Here is a 22,598-nt window from a genome sequence, read left to right as displayed (position 1 = left end):
ATCGCTCGTGGACCCCGAAACGACAGGTGTGATTACTTGTCGATCTGGTCGGCGGTGTAATAGCCGGACGAGACCATCAGGTCACGGACGTTGGACTTGTCCACGGCTACCGGCTTCAGCAGGTAGGACGGAACAACCTTGACGCCGTTGTCGTAGGTCTTGGTGTCGTTAACTTCAGGCTCCTTGCCGCCCATGATGGCTTCAACCATGCCGACGGTGACCTTTGCCAGTTCGCGGGTGTCCTTGAAGACGGACGAGTACTGTTCGCCAGCCAGGATCGACTTGACGGACGGCAGTTCGGCGTCCTGGCCGGTGACAACGGGGATCTTCATGTCGCCAGAGCCGTAGCCAACGCCCTTCAGAGCCGACAGGATGCCGATCGACAGGCCGTCATAGGGAGACAGAACGCCGTGAACCTTGGCATCGGTGTAGGTCGAGGAGAGCAGGTTTTCCATGCGGGCCTGTGCAACTGCACCGTCCCAACGGAGCGTACCGACCTGGTCCATGCCCTGCTGGCCGGACTTGACGACGATGTCGCCCTTGTCGATCAGGGGCTGCAGAACCGACATTGCGCCATCGTAGAAGAAGAAGGCGTTGTTATCATCCGGCGAACCGCCGAACAGTTCAACGTTCCAAGGCTTGGTGTCGCCGAAGTTGGCCTTCAGGCCATCGACCAGCGAGGTTGCCTGGAGAACGCCAACCTGGAAGTTGTCGAACGTGGCGTAGTAGCTGACATTGCCGGAGTCGCGGATCAGGCGGTCATAGGCGATAACCTTGACGCCTGCGTCAGCGGCCTTCTGCAGGATGTCGGACAGCGTGGTGCCGTCGATGGCGCCGATCACGAGAACCTTGGCACCCTTGGTGACCATGTTTTCGATCTGGGCGAGCTGGTTCGGGATGTCGTCATCGGCGAACTGCAGGTCCGGGGTGTAGCCGGCGTCCTTGAACAGCTTTTCCATGGTCTCGCCATCGGAGATCCAGCGGGTCGACGTCTTGGTGGGCATGGAGATGCCGACCGTGCCCTTGTCCTGCGCATAAGCGCCCGAAGTCAGGAGCGATACGCCGAGTGCAATCGACGCGAATAGAGTTGTGAGCTTTTTCACAGGAACCTCCCTTGGTGACCCGGCGGCCCCAGCTCCGTCTGCTGGCCGCCCGGGATGAGAACCACACGCAGACAATGCGGCGTGATCCGGCGCAACTCTTATCGCCCACTTCATATCGATCAAATGAAATATTTGACATCAGCCATACCAGAAATGATATGTTGAGGCATGTCCGATCGTATCGCCACCCGCTTGCTGCCCAAACACTTCAGTCTCATCCGTGCCGTCGAGGAAACGCGACAGTTGAGTCTGGCGGCCAATGTCCTGTCCATTTCGCAGCCTGCGGCCTCGCGGATGCTGTCGGAAATAGAGCGGCTGATCGAGGCCCCGGTCTTCGTGCGCACGCCCAAGGGCATGGAGCCGACGCCCGTGGGAAGTGCCTTGGCGCGCCGGGCAAAGAACCTTCTGGAAGAGATCCGCGAGGCTGCGCGCGAGGTGGATGCGATCAAGCGCGGATTGACCGGAACCGTGCGGGTTGGGGCCGTTACGGGCGGTGCAGTGGGCTATATCGTGCCCGCGATCCAGGCTCTGAAGGCGGAGGCCGAGACGGCAGACATCCATGTCGACGTCACCGCCAGCGGTACGCTGATCTCGGATCTGCTCGCCGGCCATCACGATTTTGTGCTCGGGCGCGTGCCGTCAGGCGTGGATGCGCGGCAGTTCAGCATCACAGGTGCGCTGGAGGAAGAGGTCGATCTGCTGGTCCATCAGCGCCATCCGCTGGCGGATGCAGTACACCTAAAAATTGCAGACCTGGTCCATTTTCCGTGGGTCATGCAGGCGCCGGGAGCGCCCATGCGGCAGGCTCTGGAGAATACTTTCATCCTGCAATCTGCACCGATTCCGTCCAACATCGTTAACACGACGTCGCTTCTGGTGATGATCGCGACGCTTGCGTCGTCCAATGCAATCGCGCCGATGTCGCGGGAGGTCGCTGATTTGCTCTGTCGATACACATCCGGGACGGGTCTCTGCCGACTCGATATCTCCGCGCCCGTCTCCGTCGTGCCGTATCACCTGATCATGCTCAAGGGGAAGCGCCTGACGCCGGTTGCTGCGCGGTTGCACGAACTGGTTTTGCGCGAGATCGACATTCAGAACAGGGGCTGACGCACATGGCGCGTCAGCCCGGCTGGTGTCACATCACGGCGCCGATCTGCCACGGCACGAATTCTGCGCCGCCGAAGCCGAGGGCCTCGCTCTTGGTTTCCTCGCCGGAGGCGACGCGGATGATGAGTTCAAAGAGTTCGCGGCCCTTTTCCTCGATGCTGACGCCTTCGGTGACGATGTCGCCGCAGTTTAGGTCCATGTCCTCGCTCAAGCGCTCATACATTTCCGTGTTGGTGGCGAGCTTGATGCAGGGGGTGGGCTTGTAGCCGGACACCGAGCCGCGGCCGGTCGTGAAGACGATGAGGTTTGCGCCCGACGCCACCTGGCCGGTGACCGAGCAGGGGTCGAAGCCGGGGCTGTCCATGAAGACGAAGCCCTTCTTGTCGATCTTCTCGCCGAACTTATAGACGCCGCGCAGAGGTGCCGTGCCGCCCTTCGCCACCGCGCCCAGCGATTTCTCAAGGATGGTCGTCAGGCCGCCGCGCTTGTTGCCGGGGGAGGGGTTGTTGTCCATCTCGCCGCCATTGCGGGCGCAGTAATCCTCCCACCAGTGGATGCGCTCGATCAGCTTTTCGCCGACCTCAACCGTCTCCGCGCGGCTGGTCAGCAGGTGCTCTGCGCCATAAATTTCGGAGGTTTCCGACAGGATCGTTGTGCCGCCATGGCGCACCAGAAGGTCGGATGCATAGCCGAGTGCGGGGTTCGCGGTAATGCCGGAATAGCCATCGGAGCCGCCGCATTGCATGCCGATGACGATCTCGGAGACGGGGGCGGGCTTGCGTTCGGCTTTGTTGGCAAAGGCCGCCACTTCGCGCAGTTCTTCCAGACCCTTGGCGATGGTCTTGCGGGTGCCGCCCTCGTGCTGGATGGTCATGTAGCGCAGAACGCCGTCCTTGCGCAGCGCCTTGCCGCCGACGAGGTCGGGGATCTGCAGCACTTCGCAGCCGAGGCCGACCAGCAGAATGCCGCCGAAATTCGGGTTCTGGGCATAACCAGTCAGCGTCCGGAACAGGGTGGCATAGCCCTCATCCTTTCCGGACATGCCGCAGCCCGTGGAGTGAACGATCGGGACGATACCATCGACATTCGGGAAATCATCCAGCATGCCGGATTTCTCGGCCGCCTCGGCGATGAAGCGCGCGACCGAGCCGGAACAGTTCACCGAGGTCAGGATGCCGATATAGTTGCGAGTGCCGACCTTGCCGTCGGCGCGATGATAACCCATGAAGGTGCGCGGCTCATGGATCTCCGGCAGGGGCGTGTTGCGGCTGGCAAAGGCATAATCCTGGGTATGCTCGCCCATGCCGAGATTGTGGACATGGATATGGGCGCCGGGTTCGATATCGGCCTTCGCCTGGCCGATGATCTGGCCGTAACGGATAACGTTCTGGCCAGTCGCGATCCGGGTCGTTGCGATCTTGTGGCCGCGTCCCACCGGCTCCTTCACCGACACGTCGCTTTCGGACAGCGCGTCACCGACAGCGAGATCTCGCAACGCAATTTCGATATTGTCTTCCGGATGGAGCCGAATGCTGTTCTGTACCATGACCTTCTCCCTGAATGGCTGCCGGCGCTCACCTGCCCCGTCCGCCCTGAAAGCGATTGTGATGCGCGATGCCCCTCAGGTCAGCGCGCGATCGAGATGGGTGTAGCCGCCGTCTACGAAGAGCCATTGGCCTGTGGTGTGGCCGGCGCGGTCTGACAGCGCAAACACAACCGTTGCCGCGATTTCCTCCGCATAGGTCATGCGCGTGCCGAGCGGGATGCGCTTGACGATCTCGGCCAATTGCGCGGCCGGATCGTCGAATGTCTTCAGCCAATTCTCATAAAGCGGCGTCATGACCTCGGCCGGGATGACCGCATTGACCCTGACACCGTCCTTGGCCAGTGCCGCTGCCCATTCCCGGGTAAGCGACAGTTGCGCCCCCTTGGCGGCGACATAGGCCGAGGTATTGCCCTGGCCGGTGATCGCGGTCTTGGAGGATATGTTTACGATCGCGCCCTTGTTGGCCTTGAGCTGCGGCAATGCCAGATGCGCCAGAAGGTAATAATGGATCAGGTTGCGTTCAAGCGAGGCACGGAATTCCTTGGCGCCGGCTTCCAGCCCGACGCTGTCATTGACGCCTGCATTGTTCACGAGGCCATCGATCCGGCCGAAGCGGGAGATGGTCTCCGATATTGCTGCCTCGCATTGGGCATCGTCTGATAGTTCAACCTGGACCCAGCCTGCTTTCGGGCTCTTGTCCCTCAGGCCTGCCAAAAAAGAAGCCTCTGGCTCGCGACGCGCAAAGATGACGGGGATGGCGCCTTCGGCCGCAAGGCATTCCGAAATCGCTCCGCCAATGCCCGCCGCGCCGCCGGTCACGATGACCACCTTGTCCTTCAGTCCGAGATCCATGGTTCTTCCTTTGCATAATGGGAAAGCCGGCGGCATCAGGTGCCGCCGGCCGGAGGTGTGTCGGGGATCAGGTCCGGACGACGTTCTGTCGCTGGCTGCCAAGATTTTCGATGCCGAGCGTGATGACTTCGCCACCGTTCAGGTAGATCGGCGGCTTGAAGCCCATGCCGACGCCCGGAGGCGTGCCGGTGGAGATGACATCGCCCGGCTGCAGTGACATGAAGCGGCTGACATAGGAGACAATGTGGGCGACATTGAAGACCATGGTCGCGGTCGTGCCGGTCTGGCGGCGCACGCCATCGACATCAAGCCACATTTTCAGGTTGTTGATATCGCCTGCTTCATCCGGGGTGACCAGCCAGGGGCCTGTCGGGCCGAAGGTGTCGCAGCCCTTGCCCTTGTCCCAGGTGCCGCCGCGCTCGATCTGGTATTCGCGCTCGGACACATCGTTGACAACGCAATAGCCGGCCACGTGGGACAGCGCATCGGCTTCCTCGATATATTTGCCGCCCTTGCCGATGACGACTCCGAGTTCGACTTCCCAGTCGGTCTTCTGCGAGCCGCGCGGGATTTCAATGGTATCGTCAGGACCGACGACGGCCGAGGTCCACTTGTTAAAGATCACGGGTTCTGCCGGAACGGGCAGATTGCTTTCGGCGGCATGGTCCGCATAGTTCAGGCCGATGCAGATGAACTTGCCGATCGAGCCGACGCAGGCGCCGAGACGCAGGTCCTGTTGCGGCTTGCCTTCGACCACGGGCAGCGATGCAGGATCGATCGCCTTGAGCTTGGCGATGCCTTCCGGTTCCAGAACGCTGCCTGCGATATCGGCGACATGGCCGGAGAGATCGCGAACGCGGCCGTCGCTGTCCAGAAGGCCCGGTTTTTCCTGACCCTTTGGGCCGAAGCGGAGAAGTTTCATGGTTTCACATCCATAGGTTTGCCCCGGGGTTTCCCCCGGGGCGATTGACGAACTGATCAGTCGTACAGGACTGCGGCAATTTCCGGCTTGTCCATGGTGGACTTGTCGTACCAGAAGAAGCCCGTGTCGATGTTCTTTTCGACCTTTTCACCCTTTGCTGCAGCAACGGCGGCCTTCACCGTCTCGTAGCCGATGCCGACAGGGTTCTGGGTGATCGCGCCGGCCATGGCGCCATCCATGATGGCCTTCTTCTGGGCAGCGCCCGAATCGTAGCCGATGATGACGATGCCGGAGCGGCCGGCTTCCTTCACGCCATTGACAACGCCGATGGCCGAGCCTTCGTTCGCGCCGAAGATGCCCTTGAGGTCCGGATTGCCCTGCAGGATCGACTTGGTGATTTCGGTCGACTGCAGCTGGTCGCCGGCGCCGTACTGGATCGAGACGATTTCGATCTTCGGATACTTGGCCTTGACCTGGTTGACGAAGCCGTCGCGACGGTCAATGCCGGTGCGCGAGGTCTGGTCATGGACCACGAGAGCAACCTTGCCTTCGCCGCCTATCAGTTCCGCCATCTTGTCGGCTGCGAGAGCAGCTGCGGCGAGGTTGTCGGTGGAGGCGGTGGCAACAGGGATATCGCTGTCGACGCCGGAGTCGAAGGCGACGACCGGGATCTTGGCGTCCTGGGCCTGCTTCAAGAGCGGGATTGCCGCCTGGCTGTCGAGTGCTGCAAAACCGATCGCGGCCGGCTTCTTGCCGAGGGCGGCCGTCAGCATGTCGATCTGCTTGTCGACCATGGTTTCATTGTCGGGACCTTCGAAGGTGACTTCGACGTTGAATTCGGCTGCCGCCTTGTCGGCGCCGGCCTTCACGGCCTGCCAGAACTGATGCTGGAAGCCCTTGGAAATCAGCGGGATGTAGAGCTTGTCCTGGGCTTGGGCAAAGCCGGCCGAAGCCATGACTGCAATGGCGCTGACCGCGCCGATAAGCGTACGTCTGGTGAACATGGTATCCTCCTTTGTGTTCACGATAGGCGAATTAGTCTCCTCCGAGGCGTAGACCGCCCTCTCTCCCTTGCGGCCTTGTGGCCGGTATTTCACCCCGAAGCCAGTGAGGGCCTCGGGAGATAGGTTTTATGCCTTCCGGCGTCGCACCATGTCGGCATAGACCGCGACGATGATGATCGAGCCGGTAACGACTGTCTGCCATTCCTGGGCAACCGAGAGGATGCGCAGGCCGTTCAGCAGCACGGACATGATCAGCGCGCCGATAATGGTGCCGATGATCGTGCCGCGCCCTCCCGAGAGCGAGGTGCCGCCGATGACCACAGCCGCGATCGCGTCCAGTTCGTAGCCCTGGCCAAGCGCCGGCTGGGCGGAGTTGAGCCGCGAGGCGATCAGCAGGCCGGCAATGCCGCAGATTCCGCCAGCCAGAGCATAGATCGCCATCTTCCAGCCATCGGTGTTGACGCCGGAGAGGCGCACGGCCTCTTCGTTCGAACCCAGCGCGAAACAGTAGCGGCCCAGAACGGTGCGGCCGAGAATATAGGCGGCGGCGCCGGCGACGAGGAACAGGATCAGCACGCCATTGGGGATCGGCAGGCCGGGCACCAGCGAGCCAATCAGCGAGCCGGTGGAAATATAGGGGAAGCCGGGCGTGTCATTGAAATAGATCGGCTTGGTGCCTGATATGACCAGGGACATGCCCTTGAGGATCAGCATCATGCCGAGCGTGGCGATGAAGGGCGGGATCTTCATCTTGGCAATCAGCGTGCCGGAGATCAGCCCGCACAGCGCGCCGGTGGCGATCGCAGCGACAATCCCGAGCGGTAGCGGCATGCCCCAATAGGTCAGCACGACGCCGGCGATCACGGCACAAAAGGTCATGAGCGTGCCGACCGAAAGATCGATGCCGCCCGTAATGATCACGAGTGTCGCGGCGATGGCCAGAACGCCGTTGACGCTGGTTGCCTGCAGGATGGCGATGATGTTGGACGTCTGCAGGAAGTTCGGCGAGGCGAGGCTGAAGACGATCATCAGCACGATGAGGCTGGCGAAGGCCAGCAACTTCTGGTGCGCGCCCGAGGCCTTGAGCCAGGAAGCCGGCGAGGTCTTTGATGCTATGGCGTTCATGCGGAAACTCCCTCCCTCATGGTCTCGCGCTGGGTGGCGAGATGCATTATATCCTCCTGTTTGGTGCCGGCTCCCCCCGGCAGGATGCCCGTCAGGCGTCCCTCACACATGACCGCGATGCGATGCGACACACGCAGCACTTCGGGCAGTTCCGAACTGATGACGATCAGCGCCTTGCCCTGAGCGGCAAGCTCGGCCAGCAGCCGATAGATTTCGGCCTTGGCGCCGACATCGATGCCGCGCGTCGGCTCGTCGAAAATCAGGATGTCGCAATTGCGCAGCAGCCACTTGGCGATGACGACCTTCTGCTGGTTGCCGCCCGAGAGCAGGCGTACCTCCTGCCGGTCGCTCGGTGTGCGGATGGCGAGCGTCGCGATATAGTCCTTGGCAATGGTCTTCAGGCGGCCTTCGTCGATGCGGCCCAGGCCGTCGGAAAAGTCCTTCATGCTGGCCATGCCGATATTGGCGCGCACATCCATGCCGAGCGCCAAGCCGAAATGCTTGCGGTCCTCGGAGAGATAACCGATGCCGGCGCGGACGGCATCTTCCGGCGTCTTGATGTCGCAGGGTTTGCCGTGGACGATGATCTCTCCGGCCTCGCGGGGGTCGGCGCCGAAGATGGCGCGGGCGACTTCCGTGCGGCCGGCGCCCATCAGGCCGGCAAAGCCGAGGATCTCGCCCTTCTTGAGGGTGAAGCCGACATTGCGGATCTCGCGGCCGCGGGACAGGCCGCGCACTTCCAGCGCGGTTTCGGCGCGGGAAAGATCCGGTATGACGACCGCTTCGTCGGTCAGCGCCCGGCCAACCATCATCGAAATGATCTGGGACACCGGTGCCTCAGCGGCGTTGACGGTGCCCACATATTCGCCATCGCGCATCACGGTGACGCGGTCGGAGATCTGCTTCAACTCGTCCATCTTGTGGGAGATGTAGACGATCCCCACGCCTTCCGCCTTCAGTTTGCGGATGATGGTGAAGAGTTCCGCGATTTCCTGGTCCGTCAAGGCGGCCGTCGGCTCATCCATGATCAGGATGCGGGACTTGTTCGACAGGGCCTTGGCGATCTCGATCATCTGCTGTCGGGCGATGGTCAGCGTCGAGACCAAAGTCCGGGGATCGATTGCCATATTCATGGTCTTGAGGATGTCTGAGGCCTGGCGGTTCAGCGCCGCCTCGTCCAGCCGACCGAAGGATTTGCGCGGCTCCTTGCCGATCATGATGTTCTGGGCGACCGTCAGGTCGTTCATCAGGGAGAGTTCCTGATGGATGATGCCAACGCCCAAGGCCTGTGCGGCGCGCGGGCCGTTGATCACCACGGGCTTGCCGTCGATCTCGATCGTGCCTTCATCGGGTTGATAGATGCCGGACAGTACCTTCATCATGGTCGACTTGCCGGCGCCGTTCTCGCCCATGAGGGCATGAACCTCGCCGGCCTTCAGCTCGAAGCGCGCGGATTTCAGCGCGTGCACCCCGGGAAAACGCTTCTCGATTCCCGTCATGCGGACAAGATCGGTCATGCCATCACCTCATCCAAGCCGTAAAAGCGCTTTGCGTTGCCGCCGAAGATTGCAGCCGTCTCGTTTGCCGTTAGGTCCGAGAGCAGGGACTGCGCCACGGTGACCCAGAAATCGTGCGGGCCTGCCAGGGTCAGCACCGGCCAATCAGACCCCCAGATCAGGCGGTCCGGCCCAAACCACTCCAGAAGCTTGGTGACGTAAGGCCGGAGAACGGAAATGGCCTTGTCGATGCCGGCATATTGATCGGGCCGCATCTCGGTGAGCAGCCCCGAGAGCTTGCAGTGAACATGGGGTATCGCCGCAAGGCGCTCCATGCCGGCTGTCCACATCTGATGACGAGGATCGTCAGCAGCCGCACCCAGCGCCGGCTTTGCTGCGTGGTCGATGACCACGGGCAGAGTGGGGTGGGCGAGAATGAAGGGCTCCAGCGCCATCAGATGCCGCGGCAGAACCAGCGCGTCGAAGCGCAGGCTGGAGGCGGCGAGGGCAGCAAGGGCTGCGTCTGTTGGGGCCGTATTGATCCAGTCGTCTTCGGCCAAGTCCTGCAGCATCGGGCGAATGCCCTTCAGCAGCTGGTTTCGGGCAAGATCAGCGATCCGCTCCGCTGCGTCGGCGGTCGTCAGGTCCACCCAGCCGACCACGCCGGCAATCTCGGGATATTTGGATGCGAGGTCCAGCAGGTAACGTGTCTCGGCCTCGGTCGGCGCTGCCTGGACGGCGACATATCTTGAAACGCCGGCCGCTGCCGCCAGCGACTTCATCTCAGCGGGACCGAAATCCCGGTAGATGGGCGTGAGGGCGGCGTTGTCGGGGCTCAGCCAGCCATAGTCGCCTCTTTCGAGGCTCCAGAAATGACAGTGGGCGTCGATTTTTTCCATGACGCCCTCAAATCGTGACGCCGCCATCGACAAGCACCGCCTGGCCGGTCACGAAGCGCGACTCGTCAGACAGCAGGTAGACGACCATCGGCGCGATGTCGTCCACGGTGGCGAGCCGCCCCATGGGCTGGCGCGCGATGAAGTCCTTCTCCGCCTGGACCGGATCCGCCGAAGCGGCGATGCGGCCCCTTAGCGAGGGTGTATCGACCGTGCCGGGGCAGAGCGCGTTGCAGCGAAGGCCCTGCTTGACGAAATCGGCGGCGACCGCCTTGGTCAGCCCGATCACGGCCGCCTTGCTGGCGCCATAGGCCATGCGGTTTGGAAAGCCCTTCACCGACGACGCCATGCTGGCCATGTTGAGGATAGAGGCGGTGCCGGTCGATTGTGCCCGCTCCAGCATGCCCGGCATCACCGCCTTCATGATCCGGAACATCGCCTTGACGTTCAGATTGAAGCTGAAGTCCCAGTCGTCGTCGGAGCATTCGAGAATGTTGCCGTTATGGACAAAACCGGCGCAGTTGAACAGGCCGTCGAGAGGGGCGATTTCCGAGGCCAAAGCGATGATTGCAGCGGGGTCGGTCACATCAAGCCGGCGGGTTTCGATGCCGCCTGCTGCTTCGGCGTGAAGGCTCTCAAGCGCGGCCTCGTTGACATCGGTCGCAATCACGGTTGCGCCTTCAGCACGGCAGGCGAGCGCGCTGGCGCGACCAATACCCTGGCCGGCAGCCGAAATGAGAATCGTCTTGCCCTTGAGCCGCATGTCTGTCTCCTCCCATGCCGCGTGCTGATGCACGTCTTTTTTACATGTGAACACTATATTCAAAAATGAATTGACGTGGCAACCCGAAAATTGCGTTATTGGCAGCCAAGACGACTAGCCCTAACAAGTCGTCGCAAAGGGAGGGACTGTCGACCGATGGCTGCACAACCTGACGATAAGTTGGATCGATATCGCGCGCCCGCCCTCGATAAGGGGCTCGATATTCTCGAACTGCTAGCGGACGAGCCGAAGGGCCTGACACGGGCGGAAATCGTCAAGGCAATGGGCCGCAGCCCCTCCGAAATATACCGGATGCTGGAGCGGCTCGTGGCGCGAAATTACGTAGCGCGCTCGGCGGAAGGCGACCGCTACGAACTGACGATGAAGTTGTTCCTGTTGGCCCATCGGCACCCGCCTGTTCGCCGGCTCGTCGCACAGGCCTTGCCGCTGATGGATGAGTTTGCCCGTCAGTCCCATCAGTCCTGCCATCTCGTGGTTCAGCGACAGGGCGGAGCGGTGGTTATTGCCCAGTCCAGTCCTCCTGATGTGTGGGAGTTCCATGTCCGCGTCGGCGCCGAACTGGATCTGTTGTCCACTGGCTCGGGAATCGTGCTCACAGCATTTCAAGCGCCGCTGCAGCGCGAGGAGACTCTTGCGCTATGGGGAAACTCGGGCCAGGCGGAGAAGCTTGCGTCCATGGAGCCGCAACTGCAGCAGGTGCGGGACCAGGGCTATCGTATTGGTGCGAGCCAGCAATTGCTGGGCGTGCAGGATATCACCGTGCCCATTCTGGCGCCTGGTGGTGATGCCATCGCCGTCATCACATGCGCATTCGCCCAGAGGCTCGACCTTCCCGATGGCGGCAATCGCATGGCGATTGTGGAACGGCTGCAGGCCCTGTGTGCCAGGCTGTCTTTATCTTAGTTTTGAGTCACGTCACTCTGCAGTGACACCGTTGTTTGGGTCTGGCTACAGCGACAGCGCATCCTTGAGCGTCAGGCCCTCCTGCTGCCGCAGGTCCAGATCGGCCTCTATATGGTCGATGTGGTGCAGCATCAGGCCCGTGGCTTTTTCCACATCGCGCCTTTCCAGCGCTTCCAGGATGTGGAGATGCTCGTCATGACCACAGCTTGAGACGCCGCTGCGTCCATAGAGCGCGATGACCAGGGATGAACGGGCGACAAGCTCGTCCATGAATTTTTCCAGGATCGTATTGCCCGCCACCTTTGCCAGCAGAAGATGGAAATCGCCGGATGCTTTGATTTCCGCGCGGCGGGCCTCGGCCCCGCGGACATGCCGGTGCCGGTCCTCCTCCTGCAATTGCTGTCGGAAGGCATCGATGTCGGCGCGCGTTATGCGCTCGGCGGCGGCGGCGACAATGCCCGGCTCGATCAGACGGCGGGAGGCGAAGACGTGGCGGGCCTCTTCGGGGGACGGATTGGACACGAAGGCACCGCGATTGCGCTCCGTTTTCACCAGGCCTTCGAAGGCCAGCATTTGCAGGGCGTAACGGACGACGGTGCGGCTGACATCGAACAGGGTTCCGACCTCGGCCTCCGACAGCTTTGTGCCGGGCGCCAGCCGCCGATCAACGATGGCGTCGCGCAACTGGTCCCGAATTGCCTTGGCGCGGTCTTCCTGGTTGGGGTCGATGCCCAGTTGGCCTTTGTGTGCGATGTTCATGATGTCCGTCCGCTTGCTCGCAATGTTGTACCTGCTGGGCCTCGGTTAGGGAATATCGGCCGTCAACAATCGCCGAAAAAGATTGCGTACAATCTTGGATATGTTTCGAACACAAAAGATGATTTTTTGTGCATGCACGGATGCGTTTTCGTGCAGCCAATCATATCGACGCTTATGCCGGCGGCAATATCCGGCCAGTTTCCTGGAATTCGGACTTGGCACGCCTGATGCATGTCTATCGGCAGGCAGAGGGATGTCGATGACAAAGGCAGCAGAAATAGAATTGGCCGCACTGACCAAGATCTATGGTCAAACCACCGCGGTGGACGCGATTAGTCTGAAGATACCGGCAGGCACCTATTGCTGCCTTCTTGGTCCGTCGGGCTGCGGCAAGACCTCCACGCTTCGCATGATCGCTGGGCATGAGGGCGCCTCCAGCGGCGACGTGCTGATGGGCAATGTGAATGTCACCGATCTGCCACCGGCCAGGCGCGGCACGGCGATGATGTTCCAGTCCTATGCGTTGTTTCCGCACCTGGATCTTGTCGACAATGTCGCCTTCAGCCTGAAAATGAAGGGTGTGGACAAGCAGGCGCGGCAGGCTAAGGCACGCGAGATGTTGTCGCTGATGCAGCTCGATGCCTATGCCTCGCGCCGGCCCGCGCAGCTTTCGGGTGGGCAGCAGCAGCGCGTCGCCTTGGCGCGTGCGCTGATCACCGATCCCGAGGCGCTGCTGCTCGACGAGCCGCTGTCGGCGCTCGATCCCTTCCTGAAGATCAAGATGCGGGCGGAGCTGAAGAAGCTGCAGACCTCGCTCGGCATCTCCTTCGTCCATGTCACCCATAGCCAGGAAGAGGCCATGGCGCTGGCGGACCTGATCGTCATCATGAACGAGGGGCGCATCGAGCAGGCGGCCCATCCGCGCGTGGTGTTCGAGCGGCCGGCAACGGCGTTCGTGGCCCGCTTCATGGGCGATCACAATGTGATTTCCGGAAAGGTGGCGGAGGCCGCCGACGGCGCTGTGATGATCGACGTGTCCAGTGGCGGACGTTTTCAGGCCTTGGGAGAGGCGGACATTGGAGCCTCCCTCGATATGGCGGTGCGTACGGATCATGTCCGTCTTTCGGAAACCGATATTCCCGGGCTCGGCTTCACCGGCATCGTCTCGAATGTCGAATATCGCGGCGCGAGCGTCAAACTCGTCGTGGCCGGCGCCGGGGTCGAGGACTTCACCGTGATCCTCAGCGACACCGACTATTTCGCCCGTCCGGCCAAGGTCGGCGATGCCGTCCCGCTATCCTGGAGTGCTGCCGATGCCATCGTGCTGGGACGCGTGTGACGGCCGGTGGCCAAAAAGCAAACGAAATCAATAAACTCACAGAAGGAGAACAGCGCATGACCGATACGCCAAAGAAGACCAAGGGGCTGACCCGCCGATCCCTGTTGAAGACGGCCTCTGCCGCCGCCGGTCTCGCTGCCGGCTCGGGGGCCATCACCGGTTTCCCCACCATATGGGCCCAGAACCCGATCACGCTGCGCCAGTTCGGCACCGGCGTTTCGAACCTCAACGCCATCGCCGAGAAGTGCAAGGCCGATCTCGGCATCACCTTGGAAATGACGGCGACGGATTCGGACGCTGCGGCACAGCGCGCGGTCACGCAGCCCAATTCCTACGACATTGCCGACATCGAATACTGGATCCTGAAGAAGGTGTTCCCCGCCGGCGTGATCCAGCCGATGGATACCAAGAAGCTCAAATTTTATGACAAGGTCGTGCCGCTGTTCAAGAACGGCAAGCTGACCCCCGACAGCGTCATCGCTCAGGGCACCGCCCCGCACACGGTCGGCTATGTCGAAAAGCCCGGCGACAAGACCTTCGCAAAGTCGGAAACCGAATGGTTCACGATGATGCCGACCATCTACAACGCCGATACCCTTGGCATTCGTCCTGACCTCGTCGGCCGCGAGATCACCACCTGGGCGGACATCATGGATCCGGCCTTCAAGGGCAAGACCTCGATCCTCAATATTCCGTCGATCGGCATCATGGATGCCGCGATGATCATGGAAGCCATGGGCAACATCAAGTATGCCGACAAGGGCAACATGACCAAGGCGGAAATCGACGCCACCATCGACTTCCTGATCAAGGCCAAGAAGGACGGCCAGTTCCGCGCCTTCTGGAAGAGCTTCGACGAATCCGTCAACCTCATGGCCTCGGGCGAAGTCATCATCCAGTCCATGTGGTCGCCGGCCGTTGCCGCCGTGCGCTCCAAGGGTATCGCCTGCAAGTACCAGCCGCTCAAGGAAGGCTATCGCTCGTGGGGCGGTGGTCTCGGCCTTGCCGCGCACCTGCAGGGCGCCCAGCTCGATGCTGCCTATGAATATATCAACTGGTACACGTCCGGTTGGGTTGGCGCCTATCTCAACCGCCAGGGCTACTACTCGGCCGCCATGGAAACCGCCAAGGAATTCATGTCCCCCGACGAATGGGGCTTCTGGGTCGAGGGCAAGCCGGCCCAGGGCGATATCGTCGCCCCCGATGGCAAGGTCATGGAGAAGGCCGGCGCCGTGCGCGATGGCGGCTCGTTCGAAGAGCGTATGGGCAAGGTCGCGTGCTGGAACTCCGTCATGGACGAAGACCGCTACATGGTCCGCCGCTGGAACGAGTTCATCGCGGCATAAGCTGGGTTGCGTTCTTCGCAACATCGAAGGGGGTGCACGTCGTACCCCCCTCTGTCCTGCCGGACATCTCCCCCTCAAGGGGGGAGATCGGCAGGTGTTCGATCGGTCGGCATGCTCCACTGTCTGAATACCCGCTACATGATCATTGGGACACTGGGCCGCTCGTAACTTTTGGGCATAGCGTCGCTCCATCCGATCTCCCCCCTTGAGGGGGAGATGTCCGGCAGGACAGAGGGGGGTTCGGCACACAATCAATGGAACAAAGATCCATGGCAGAAGTCAGGTTCATAGGGGTCGGAGAGCCGAAGCCGAGGCGGGAGATCCGTTTGCCGGCATGGCTTGCCGCCTATCTGCAGGCGACGCCGTTGACGGTGATCCTGTTCTGTTTCCTGCTGGTTCCGATCCTGATGATCACGGTCGTGTCCTTCTGGGATTACGACTTTGCGCAGATGTATCCTGATTTCGTGACCTTCAACTACGAGGAGACGCTGGGCTCGTGGGTCACCTGGCGGACCTATCTCAATACCTTGAAGTTTGCATTCCTGGTTTGGGCGATCACGCTCTTCGTCGGCTTCTGGGTCGCCTATTTCCTCGCCTTCCACATCCGCAGTTCGGCTATGCAGATGGTGCTTTTCCTCGTCTGCACCGTGCCGTTCCTGACCTCGAACATCATCAGGATGATTTCCTGGATCCCGGTGCTCGGCAGAAACGGCCTCGTCAATTCCACCCTGGTCGGGTCAGGCGTCATTTCGCAGCCGATCGAATGGCTGCTCTATTCCGATTTTGCCGTGGTGCTCGCCATGGTGCATCTCTACACGCTCTTCATGGTCACGCCGATCTTCAACACGCTGATGCGCATCGACAAATCCCTGGTCGAGGCGGCGCGCGACGCGGGAGCCAGTGGGTGGCAGATCCTGACCAATGTCATCCTGCCGCTCGCCAAGCCGGGCATGGCAATCGGCACCATCTTCGTCGTCACGTTGGTCATGGCCGACTTCTCCACCGTGCAGGTGATGTCCGGCGGCCAGAGCGCGTCGGTGGCGCTGATGATGAAGAACCAGATGTCGCTGCTGCAATATCCGGCCGCCGCCGCCAATGCCGTGGTGCTGCTGATCCTCGTCCTCATGATGGTCGCGGGCATCCTGCGCATCGTCGATATCCGCAAGGAGCTCTGACCATGTATGCTGACAAGCGAGGCAAGGAATTCTACATTCTCGCGGCGTTCTTCGCGGTGTTCGTGCTGTTTCTCTACGGACCGCTATCGGCGATCCTGATCCTGTCCTTCCAGGGGCCTAATGGAGGGCTTACCTTCCCGCTCAATGGAGTGTCGCTGCACTGGTTCTTCAATTTGTTCGAAAAACAGGCGGTGGGCGATTTCGGTGGCAGTTTCCGCCGGTCGCTGATGCTGGGCATCATGGTCATGCTGGTCACGGTGGTCGTGTCGGTGCTGGCGGGACTTGCCTTCCGCCGCAAGTTCTACGGAGCAACGGCACTGTTCTACCTGTCGGTTGCCAGCCTCGTCGTGCCTTCGATCATCATCTCGCTCGGCATCGGCGTCGTGTTCAACCAGATCGGCGTGCAGCCCGCCTGGTATTCCTCGGCCTTTGGCGCGCATCTCACCTGGACGCTGCCGTTTGGCGTGCTGATCATGTTCGCGGTCTTCAACCGCTTCTCACCCTCCTACGAAGAGGCGGCTCGCGATCTCGGGGCGACCTCCTGGCAGACATTTGCCCATGTGGTTCTGCCGATCATCGCCCCCAGCCTCATCGGGGTCGGTCTGTTCGGCTTCACGCTGTCTTATGACGAATTTGCCCGGACGCTGATGACCTCGGGCACCTACAACACGCTGCCGCTCGAGATCTACGGCATGACGACCAATGTCACGACTCCGGTTCTCTATGCGCTCGGCACCGTGACGACGGTCTTTTCCTTCCTGGTGATCGCCGGAACACTTGGCATCATCATTGCCATGAACCGGCGCCGCACCCGCTGACAGGCCCTGACATTCCCATGAAATTGCTGATCGTCAATCCGAATACCACCCGCAGCATGACGGCGACCATTGCGGACTCCGCCAGCCGGGTGGCAAACGCCACGACGGAAATCACGGCCGTCACCTCGTCCATGGGGCCTGTCTCCATCGAGGGCTATTATGACGAGGCCTTTGCGGTGCCGGGCCTGCTGGTCGAGATCGCCAGGGGCGAACAGGCCGGCGCGCAAGCCGCCATCATCGCCTGTTTCGACGATACCGGCCTGGATGCGGCCCGGGCGCTCGCAGGTATTCCGGTCATCGGCATATGCGAGGCAGCCTTGTCGGCGACCGCCTTTATCGCGCAGCGCTTCACCGTCGTTACGACGATGGACCGCTCGCGGCTGCCGCTGGAGCATCTCGTGCATCGCTACGGCATGGGCGGGCGCTGCAAGGTGCGCGCCGCGGATATCCCCGTCCTGTCGCTGGAGGATCCCCAATCCAACGCGCGGGACCGGTTGCGCAACGAGATTGCCGCAGCGCTGAGGGAAGACAAGGCGGAGGCGATCGTGCTTGGCTGTGCCGGCATGGCGGACCTGACGGCGGATCTCAGGCGGGAATTCGGCGTGCCGGTGGTGGACGGCGTGGCGGCCGCGGTGAAGCAGGCGGAAAGCCTTGTTGCACTCGGCCTTTCCACCGCAAAGCGCGGCGCCTATGCCACGCCGGTCTCCAAGAGTTATCTGGGCCTGATGGCGAGCTTCGCCCCCTCTGCTATAGTCAAGGCATGACCAGCACTTCCCTGCAAATTCGCCCACTGGATCTCGACCATCTCCGCCTGCTGCTCCGATGGGCGGCAGAGGAGGGGTGGAATCCGGGGATCGCCGATGCCGAGCCGTTCCTGGCCGCAGACCCACAGGACTTCCTTAGCGGATTTGTGGGCGACGAGATGGTCGCGGGCATTTCCGCCGTCCGCTACGGCGAGGATTTCGGTTTCATCGGCCTTTATATCTGCCGGCCTGACAAGCGCGGCCTGGGATATGGCAGAGAGGTCTGGGACGCCGGTATGCGGCATCTTGAGGGCCGCACGATCGGACTGGACGGCGTGCCAGCGCAGCAGGCCAATTATGCGGCCATGGGCTTTCGCCCCGCATACAACACTTACCGCTGGAGTGGGCCCGCAGAGACCTTCTCCGACGGCTCCTCCATCGTCGCGATTGTTGACTTGAACCCTGCCATGATGGCTGCGGTTGCGGCCTATGATCGGCGGTGCTTTCCCGCAGAGAGGAATGACTTCCTGTCTCGGTGGGTGGCTGAGCCACGCATTGCCAGGCTTGCCATGCGGGGCGATGTCCTGGTCGGCTATGCGGTCGCCCGGCGCTGCCTGGAGGGACACAAGATTGGCCCGGTCTTCGCGGATGACGCGGAGACCGCCTGGGCACTGGTGACCGGACTGGCGCAGGCCATTGGCAGTGGTCCTATTCATCTCGATGTGCCCGAGACCAGTTCCGAATTCTCAAAGCTGCTCGAAGCGGCAGGATTTCAGAGGGGCTTCGTGACCGCCCGCATGTATCGCGGCACACCACCCGTTTTGCGCCAGGATGGCGTCTTCGCCGTCACCACACTGGAACTGGGATAGGCGCAAGCCCTATTGCAAGGATGGCAATTGGCTGATGTCAGCAAGCAGCCTATAACGGCGGCGTCATTGCAATGAGATCGAGGTTGAGGCGTGTCTGAAGGCGTTATCGAGCGTGTAGGTTCCGGCGCGCATGGCGTTGCCGTTCTGGTGACCGGCGCCCGCGGCTTTGTCGGACGGGCGCTCGTTCCGCTTCTCGCCAAGTCCGGTTATCGCGTCATCGCAGCCTCGCGCGAGCCTGCGGGGGCGGTGCCTGATGGTGCTGCCGACATCCGCCGGTTGCCGTCACCGGACAAGGCGCCCGACGCGGCTTTCGATGCACTGTTGGAGGGCGTCGATCATATCGTCCATCTCGCGGCCATCGCACATACGCGCTTGTCCGCGGAGGAGTCGAAGAAAGCCTATCATCAGGCGAATTTTCTGCTGACCAAGCGGTTGGCAGATGCCGCCGCCCGGTCCTTGCCGGGAAAGATGGTCTATGTCTCCTCCAGTCGGGCGCAGTGCGGTGCCAGTTTTCGGGGTGTGCTTACCGAACATGCCAAGCCGGAGCCGGTGGACGACTACGGCCGGACAAAACTTGCCGGCGAGATCGCGGTTGCCAATGCGCTGACGCCATCCCATTTCTCCATCCTGCGACCTGTTTTGGTCTATGGACCTGGCGTCGGGGGCAATCTCGCGACGCTTGCAAGGCTGGCAGCCCTGCCGATGCCCTTGCCGTTCGCCGCGCTGACCGCCCGGCGTTCCCTGGTGGACCGCGATGCGCTGTGCCGGGCGGTCCTGCATTGCATGGAGAGCCAAGCCACGGATGGCGGAACCTTTCTCGTTGCCGACGCCCATCCGCTTGCCGTCAGCGATATCGTGGTGGCGCTTCGGCATGGGCTCGGCAGGCCGTCATCGCTCTTCGTGCTGCCCTCGGCTCTGCTTGCATTTGCAGCGACGCTCGCGGGCCAAGGGGCAAAATGGGAAACGTTAAGTCGCGACCTGATCGCCAGTTCCAGCCATCTGGCGGCCACCGGCTGGAAGCCGCAGACGGATACGATGGCGGCCTTGAGAAACGCGATGAAGCAGAATGCCACGTAAGGGGGACCGAGGACCCGGGATGCCGAGCGATGCACCCAGATATTGCTTGGGAGCGGGTGCTTGCTTCACTTTGAACAAGGCGGTAAAGCAACCTCGGATATTGTTCCAAATGGGACATCGTCGCCTTGGGCTGTCCTGTTTTCCACCTGGTTGGCAAAGAATCCGTGCTGAAACGTAGTTTTGATTTCATGCTGGCCTTTATGGCACTGGTGGTTTTCATCGTGCCGATGCTGATGGTGGCCATGGCCGTGCGGTTAACCTCGAAGGGACCTGCGCTCTACTGGTCCGATCGTGTGGGGAGCAACAACAAGGTCTTCCGCATGCCGAAGTTCCGGACGATGCGGACGGATACGCCTGTCGTCGCGACGCATCTGCTGAGTGACCCCAAGGCATTTCTGACGCCGATCGGCTCGTTCCTGCGCAAGACGAGCCTGGATGAGTTGCCGCAGCTCTGGTCAATTCTCAATGGCGACATGAGCTTTGTGGGACCACGACCGGCGCTTTTTAATCAGCACGATCTGATTGCATTGCGCACGGAGCGCGGCGTGCATAGGCTGACGCCGGGTTTGACCGGCTGGGCCCAGGTCAATGGACGGGACGAACTGGAGATCCCAGAAAAAGTCAGATTCGACGAAGAGTACCTGAAGCGGCGTTCGGTCCTGTTCGACCTGCGCATTTTGTTCATGACGGCGACAAGGGTATTGGGCAGGCATGGCGTCACGCACTGACGGGCGAAAGCCCGGGAATCGATATGCGATCCGGCTGCTGGCGCTACCGCGTGTGGCCAAGCGTGTGCTCGCCGTGCTTGTGGATGCCAGCCTTTGCGTGCTGACCGTCTGGCTCGCTTATTACCTGCGTCTCGATGAATGGGTGCCGCTCTCTGGCATCATGTGGCTACCCGTGCCGGTGTCTCTGGCTTTGGCGCTGCCGATCTTCATCACCATGGGGCTTTATCGCGCCATTTTCCGCTATGCCGGTCTGTCGGCCTTCGTGACCGTGGTGCAGGCCGTGGCGATCTACGGCCTTGCCTTCATGACGATCTTCACGGCCGTCAGCGTGCCCGGCGTGCCGCGCACGGTCGGTATCCTGCAGCCGCTTCTGTTGCTGATTGCCGTCGCCCTGTCGCGAATGGGAACCCGCTACTGGCTCGGTGACGCCTATCGCAGCATCCTGCGCACCAATGCGAGCCAGACCAGGGTCGTCATTTATGGAGCCGGCACGGCGGGTCGTCAGCTGGCTGCAGCGCTGTCAAACAGCAATGAGCTGAAGGTTCATGGCTTCCTGGATGACGATCCGTTGCTCCAGGGCAGCATCATGAACGGCCTGCCGATTTACAACCCGCAGGATCTTCCGGGCCTGGTCGAGACGGTCGGCATTCGCGATGTGCTGCTGGCCATACCCTCGGTTAGCCGCAAGCGGCGCGCCGAGATTGCCGATCAGTTGAGCAAGGCGAAGGTCACGATCCGCACGGTGCCGGATCTGACAGCCCTTGCTCAAGGCCACATCACGGTTTCGGCGCTGCGCGAATTGCAGATCGAGGACCTGCTTGGGCGTGACGCCATTGCCCCGGACAAGAACCTCTTGGACAAGAGCATTCGCGGCAAGGTGGTGCTGGTGACTGGGGCAGGGGGGTCTATTGGTAGCGAACTCTGTCGGCAGATCCTTGTAAACGGACCTGCAGGATTGCTGCTTTACGAGCAAAGCGAGTATTCGCTCTACGCCATCCATTCGGAACTGATGCATATAGCGGAGAAGGCGGGTCTCTCGGATGTCCGGCTCGTGCCGATACTTGGGAATGTGAACGACGAAAAACGTTTGCGCCACGTGCTTCAGACGTGGAAGCCGCAAACGCTGTATCACGCCGCTGCCTACAAGCATGTGCCGATGGTGGAAGTGAATGTCGCCGCCGGTGTCTGCAACAACGCCTTCGGGACGCTCACCGCTGCGCTTGCTGCCATTGATCTTGGCGTCAGCGATTTTGTGCTGATCAGCACCGACAAGGCGGTCCGACCGCCGAACGTCATGGGGGCCAGCAAGCGGCTGGCCGAGATGATTCTTCAGGCGCTGGCCCATCGTACCGATAAGCCCGCAGGCTCATGCACGAATTTTTCGATGGTACGATTCGGTAATGTGCTCGGATCATCCGGCTCGGTGGTGCCCTTGTTCCGCCAGCAAATCCTCGATGGCGGTCCGGTAACCGTCACCGATCCCGAAGTCACCCGCTATTTCATGACGATCCCGGAGGCTGCACAGCTGGTAATCCAGGCCGGTGCGATGTCTGAGGGCGGCGACGTGTTCCTGCTAGACATGGGCGAGCCGGTCAAGATCATCGATCTGGCTTATCGAATGGTTGAGCTTTCGGGCCTGACGGTCCAGGACGAGATGCATCCGGATGGCGATATCGCCATCTCGATCATCGGCTTGCGGCCGGGCGAAAAGCTTTATGAGGAGCTGCTGATCGGTGACAACGTCCAGACAACGGATCATCCGCGCATCATGAAGGGTTCGGAAGATTTCCTTCCCTGGACCCAGCTCGAGCCCAGGCTTGTAGCCCTTGATACGGTTCTGCGCCGCAATGACCCGGCTGAAATCCGCGCCTATCTCCAGGAGCTGGTATCGGGCTACAAGCCGAATGGCGAGGTTTGTGACCTGCCCTCGGCTGCCCAGTAAATAAGCAACGCTCTACAGCAGGTCGCGTTGATTCGGATTCATGCGGCCTGCTGTAGACTTT

At 61.5% G+C, this 22,598-nt stretch carries 21 protein-coding genes; 11 read left to right on the top strand and 10 right to left on the bottom strand.

The window, feature by feature from the left end; translation table 11 throughout:
* Nucleotides 1–32: 32 nt before the first annotated feature.
* Nucleotides 33–1,103: a multiple monosaccharide ABC transporter substrate-binding protein gene (gene chvE, locus B9A97_RS02165; protein WP_084363315.1), complete on the bottom strand. Its 1,071-nt coding sequence runs from the start codon at nucleotides 1,101–1,103 to the stop codon at nucleotides 33–35.
* A 168-nt stretch (nucleotides 1,104–1,271) separates the two neighbouring features.
* Here chvE and B9A97_RS02160 point away from each other — a divergent pair, with 168 nt between their 5' ends.
* The gene (locus B9A97_RS02160; RefSeq protein WP_084363314.1) at nucleotides 1,272–2,213 is read left to right on the top strand and encodes a LysR family transcriptional regulator; all 942 of its coding nucleotides are present in this window, start codon (nucleotides 1,272–1,274) and stop codon (nucleotides 2,211–2,213) included.
* 28 nt (nucleotides 2,214–2,241) lie between these two features.
* Here B9A97_RS02160 and B9A97_RS02155 read toward each other — a convergent pair whose 3' ends face one another.
* The 8 genes from B9A97_RS02155 to B9A97_RS02120 form a co-directional block, all read right to left on the bottom strand.
* Nucleotides 2,242–3,759 (bottom strand): UxaA family hydrolase, encoded by a 1,518-nt coding sequence (locus B9A97_RS02155; protein WP_084363313.1) that lies wholly within the window; start codon nucleotides 3,757–3,759, stop codon nucleotides 2,242–2,244.
* Nucleotides 3,760–3,834: 75 nt separating this feature from the next.
* Nucleotides 3,835–4,611 (bottom strand): L-fucose dehydrogenase, encoded by a 777-nt coding sequence (locus B9A97_RS02150; RefSeq protein WP_084363312.1) that lies wholly within the window; start codon nucleotides 4,609–4,611, stop codon nucleotides 3,835–3,837.
* A gap of 67 nt (nucleotides 4,612–4,678) precedes the next feature.
* Nucleotides 4,679–5,533, bottom strand: coding sequence for a fumarylacetoacetate hydrolase family protein (locus tag B9A97_RS02145; protein WP_084363311.1), 855 nt, complete (start codon nucleotides 5,531–5,533; stop codon nucleotides 4,679–4,681).
* Nucleotides 5,534–5,589: 56 nt separating this feature from the next.
* Complete coding sequence (locus tag B9A97_RS02140) at nucleotides 5,590–6,537, bottom strand: ABC transporter substrate-binding protein (protein WP_084363310.1); 948 nt, start codon at nucleotides 6,535–6,537, stop codon at nucleotides 5,590–5,592.
* A gap of 126 nt (nucleotides 6,538–6,663) precedes the next feature.
* Nucleotides 6,664–7,662: an ABC transporter permease gene (locus tag B9A97_RS02135; RefSeq protein WP_084363309.1), complete on the bottom strand. Its 999-nt coding sequence runs from the start codon at nucleotides 7,660–7,662 to the stop codon at nucleotides 6,664–6,666.
* Nucleotides 7,659–9,179, bottom strand: a complete 1,521-nt coding sequence (locus tag B9A97_RS02130) for a sugar ABC transporter ATP-binding protein (RefSeq protein ID WP_084363308.1) — start codon at nucleotides 9,177–9,179, stop codon at nucleotides 7,659–7,661. Before B9A97_RS02130 ends, B9A97_RS02135 begins: the two co-directional genes overlap by 4 nt.
* Nucleotides 9,176–10,057, bottom strand: coding sequence for an amidohydrolase family protein (locus B9A97_RS02125; RefSeq protein ID WP_084363307.1), 882 nt, complete (start codon nucleotides 10,055–10,057; stop codon nucleotides 9,176–9,178). Before B9A97_RS02125 ends, B9A97_RS02130 begins: the two co-directional genes overlap by 4 nt.
* A 7-nt stretch (nucleotides 10,058–10,064) precedes the next feature.
* The gene (locus B9A97_RS02120) at nucleotides 10,065–10,817 is read right to left on the bottom strand and encodes an SDR family oxidoreductase (RefSeq protein ID WP_084363306.1); all 753 of its coding nucleotides are present in this window, start codon (nucleotides 10,815–10,817) and stop codon (nucleotides 10,065–10,067) included.
* A 156-nt stretch (nucleotides 10,818–10,973) separates the two neighbouring features.
* Between B9A97_RS02120 and B9A97_RS02115 the strand changes: the two genes are divergently transcribed.
* Nucleotides 10,974–11,741, top strand: a complete 768-nt coding sequence (locus tag B9A97_RS02115; protein ID WP_084363305.1) for an IclR family transcriptional regulator — start codon at nucleotides 10,974–10,976, stop codon at nucleotides 11,739–11,741.
* 45 nt (nucleotides 11,742–11,786) lie between these two features.
* On the opposite strand, the gene B9A97_RS02110 is transcribed toward B9A97_RS02115, so the two are convergent.
* On the bottom strand, nucleotides 11,787–12,500 hold the full coding sequence (locus B9A97_RS02110) for a GntR family transcriptional regulator (RefSeq protein WP_084363304.1): 714 nt from the start codon (nucleotides 12,498–12,500) through the stop codon (nucleotides 11,787–11,789).
* Nucleotides 12,501–12,759: 259 nt separating this feature from the next.
* Between B9A97_RS02110 and B9A97_RS02105 the strand changes: the two genes are divergently transcribed.
* The 9 genes from B9A97_RS02105 (at nucleotide 12,760) to B9A97_RS02065 (ending at nucleotide 22,537) form a co-directional block, all read left to right on the top strand.
* Nucleotides 12,760–13,839 carry an ABC transporter ATP-binding protein gene (locus B9A97_RS02105; RefSeq protein ID WP_084363494.1) on the top strand — a complete coding sequence of 360 codons (1,080 nt, stop codon included), beginning with the start codon at nucleotides 12,760–12,762 and terminating at the stop codon, nucleotides 13,837–13,839.
* Nucleotides 13,840–13,895: 56 nt separating this feature from the next.
* On the top strand, nucleotides 13,896–15,185 hold the full coding sequence (locus tag B9A97_RS02100) for an ABC transporter substrate-binding protein (RefSeq protein ID WP_084363303.1): 1,290 nt from the start codon (nucleotides 13,896–13,898) through the stop codon (nucleotides 15,183–15,185).
* Between the two features lie 269 nt (nucleotides 15,186–15,454).
* On the top strand, nucleotides 15,455–16,360 hold the full coding sequence (locus B9A97_RS02095) for an ABC transporter permease (RefSeq protein ID WP_084363302.1): 906 nt from the start codon (nucleotides 15,455–15,457) through the stop codon (nucleotides 16,358–16,360).
* 2 nt (nucleotides 16,361–16,362) lie between these two features.
* Nucleotides 16,363–17,178, top strand: a complete 816-nt coding sequence (locus tag B9A97_RS02090) for an ABC transporter permease (protein ID WP_084363301.1) — start codon at nucleotides 16,363–16,365, stop codon at nucleotides 17,176–17,178.
* A gap of 17 nt (nucleotides 17,179–17,195) precedes the next feature.
* Complete coding sequence (locus B9A97_RS02085) at nucleotides 17,196–17,942, top strand: aspartate/glutamate racemase family protein (protein ID WP_084363300.1); 747 nt, start codon at nucleotides 17,196–17,198, stop codon at nucleotides 17,940–17,942.
* Nucleotides 17,939–18,790: a GNAT family N-acetyltransferase gene (locus B9A97_RS02080; protein WP_084363299.1), complete on the top strand. Its 852-nt coding sequence runs from the start codon at nucleotides 17,939–17,941 to the stop codon at nucleotides 18,788–18,790. The genes B9A97_RS02085 and B9A97_RS02080 overlap by 4 nt, the downstream gene beginning before the upstream one ends.
* A 90-nt stretch (nucleotides 18,791–18,880) precedes the next feature.
* The gene (locus B9A97_RS02075; RefSeq protein WP_084363298.1) at nucleotides 18,881–19,867 is read left to right on the top strand and encodes an NAD-dependent epimerase/dehydratase family protein; all 987 of its coding nucleotides are present in this window, start codon (nucleotides 18,881–18,883) and stop codon (nucleotides 19,865–19,867) included.
* Between the two features lie 167 nt (nucleotides 19,868–20,034).
* On the top strand, nucleotides 20,035–20,595 hold the full coding sequence (locus tag B9A97_RS02070; RefSeq protein ID WP_084363493.1) for a sugar transferase: 561 nt from the start codon (nucleotides 20,035–20,037) through the stop codon (nucleotides 20,593–20,595).
* Nucleotides 20,579–22,537 carry a polysaccharide biosynthesis protein gene (locus B9A97_RS02065; RefSeq protein WP_084363297.1) on the top strand — a complete coding sequence of 653 codons (1,959 nt, stop codon included), beginning with the start codon at nucleotides 20,579–20,581 and terminating at the stop codon, nucleotides 22,535–22,537. The genes B9A97_RS02070 and B9A97_RS02065 overlap by 17 nt, the downstream gene beginning before the upstream one ends.
* Nucleotides 22,538–22,598: the final 61 nt, after the last annotated feature.

This window comes from Rhizobium sp. RU36D, from assembly GCF_900176345.1.
Taxonomy (GTDB): Bacteria; Pseudomonadota; Alphaproteobacteria; order Rhizobiales; family Rhizobiaceae; genus Allorhizobium.
Note: the sequence above shows the minus strand (reverse complement) of the source record. Positions and strands in the feature narration are given on the sequence as shown.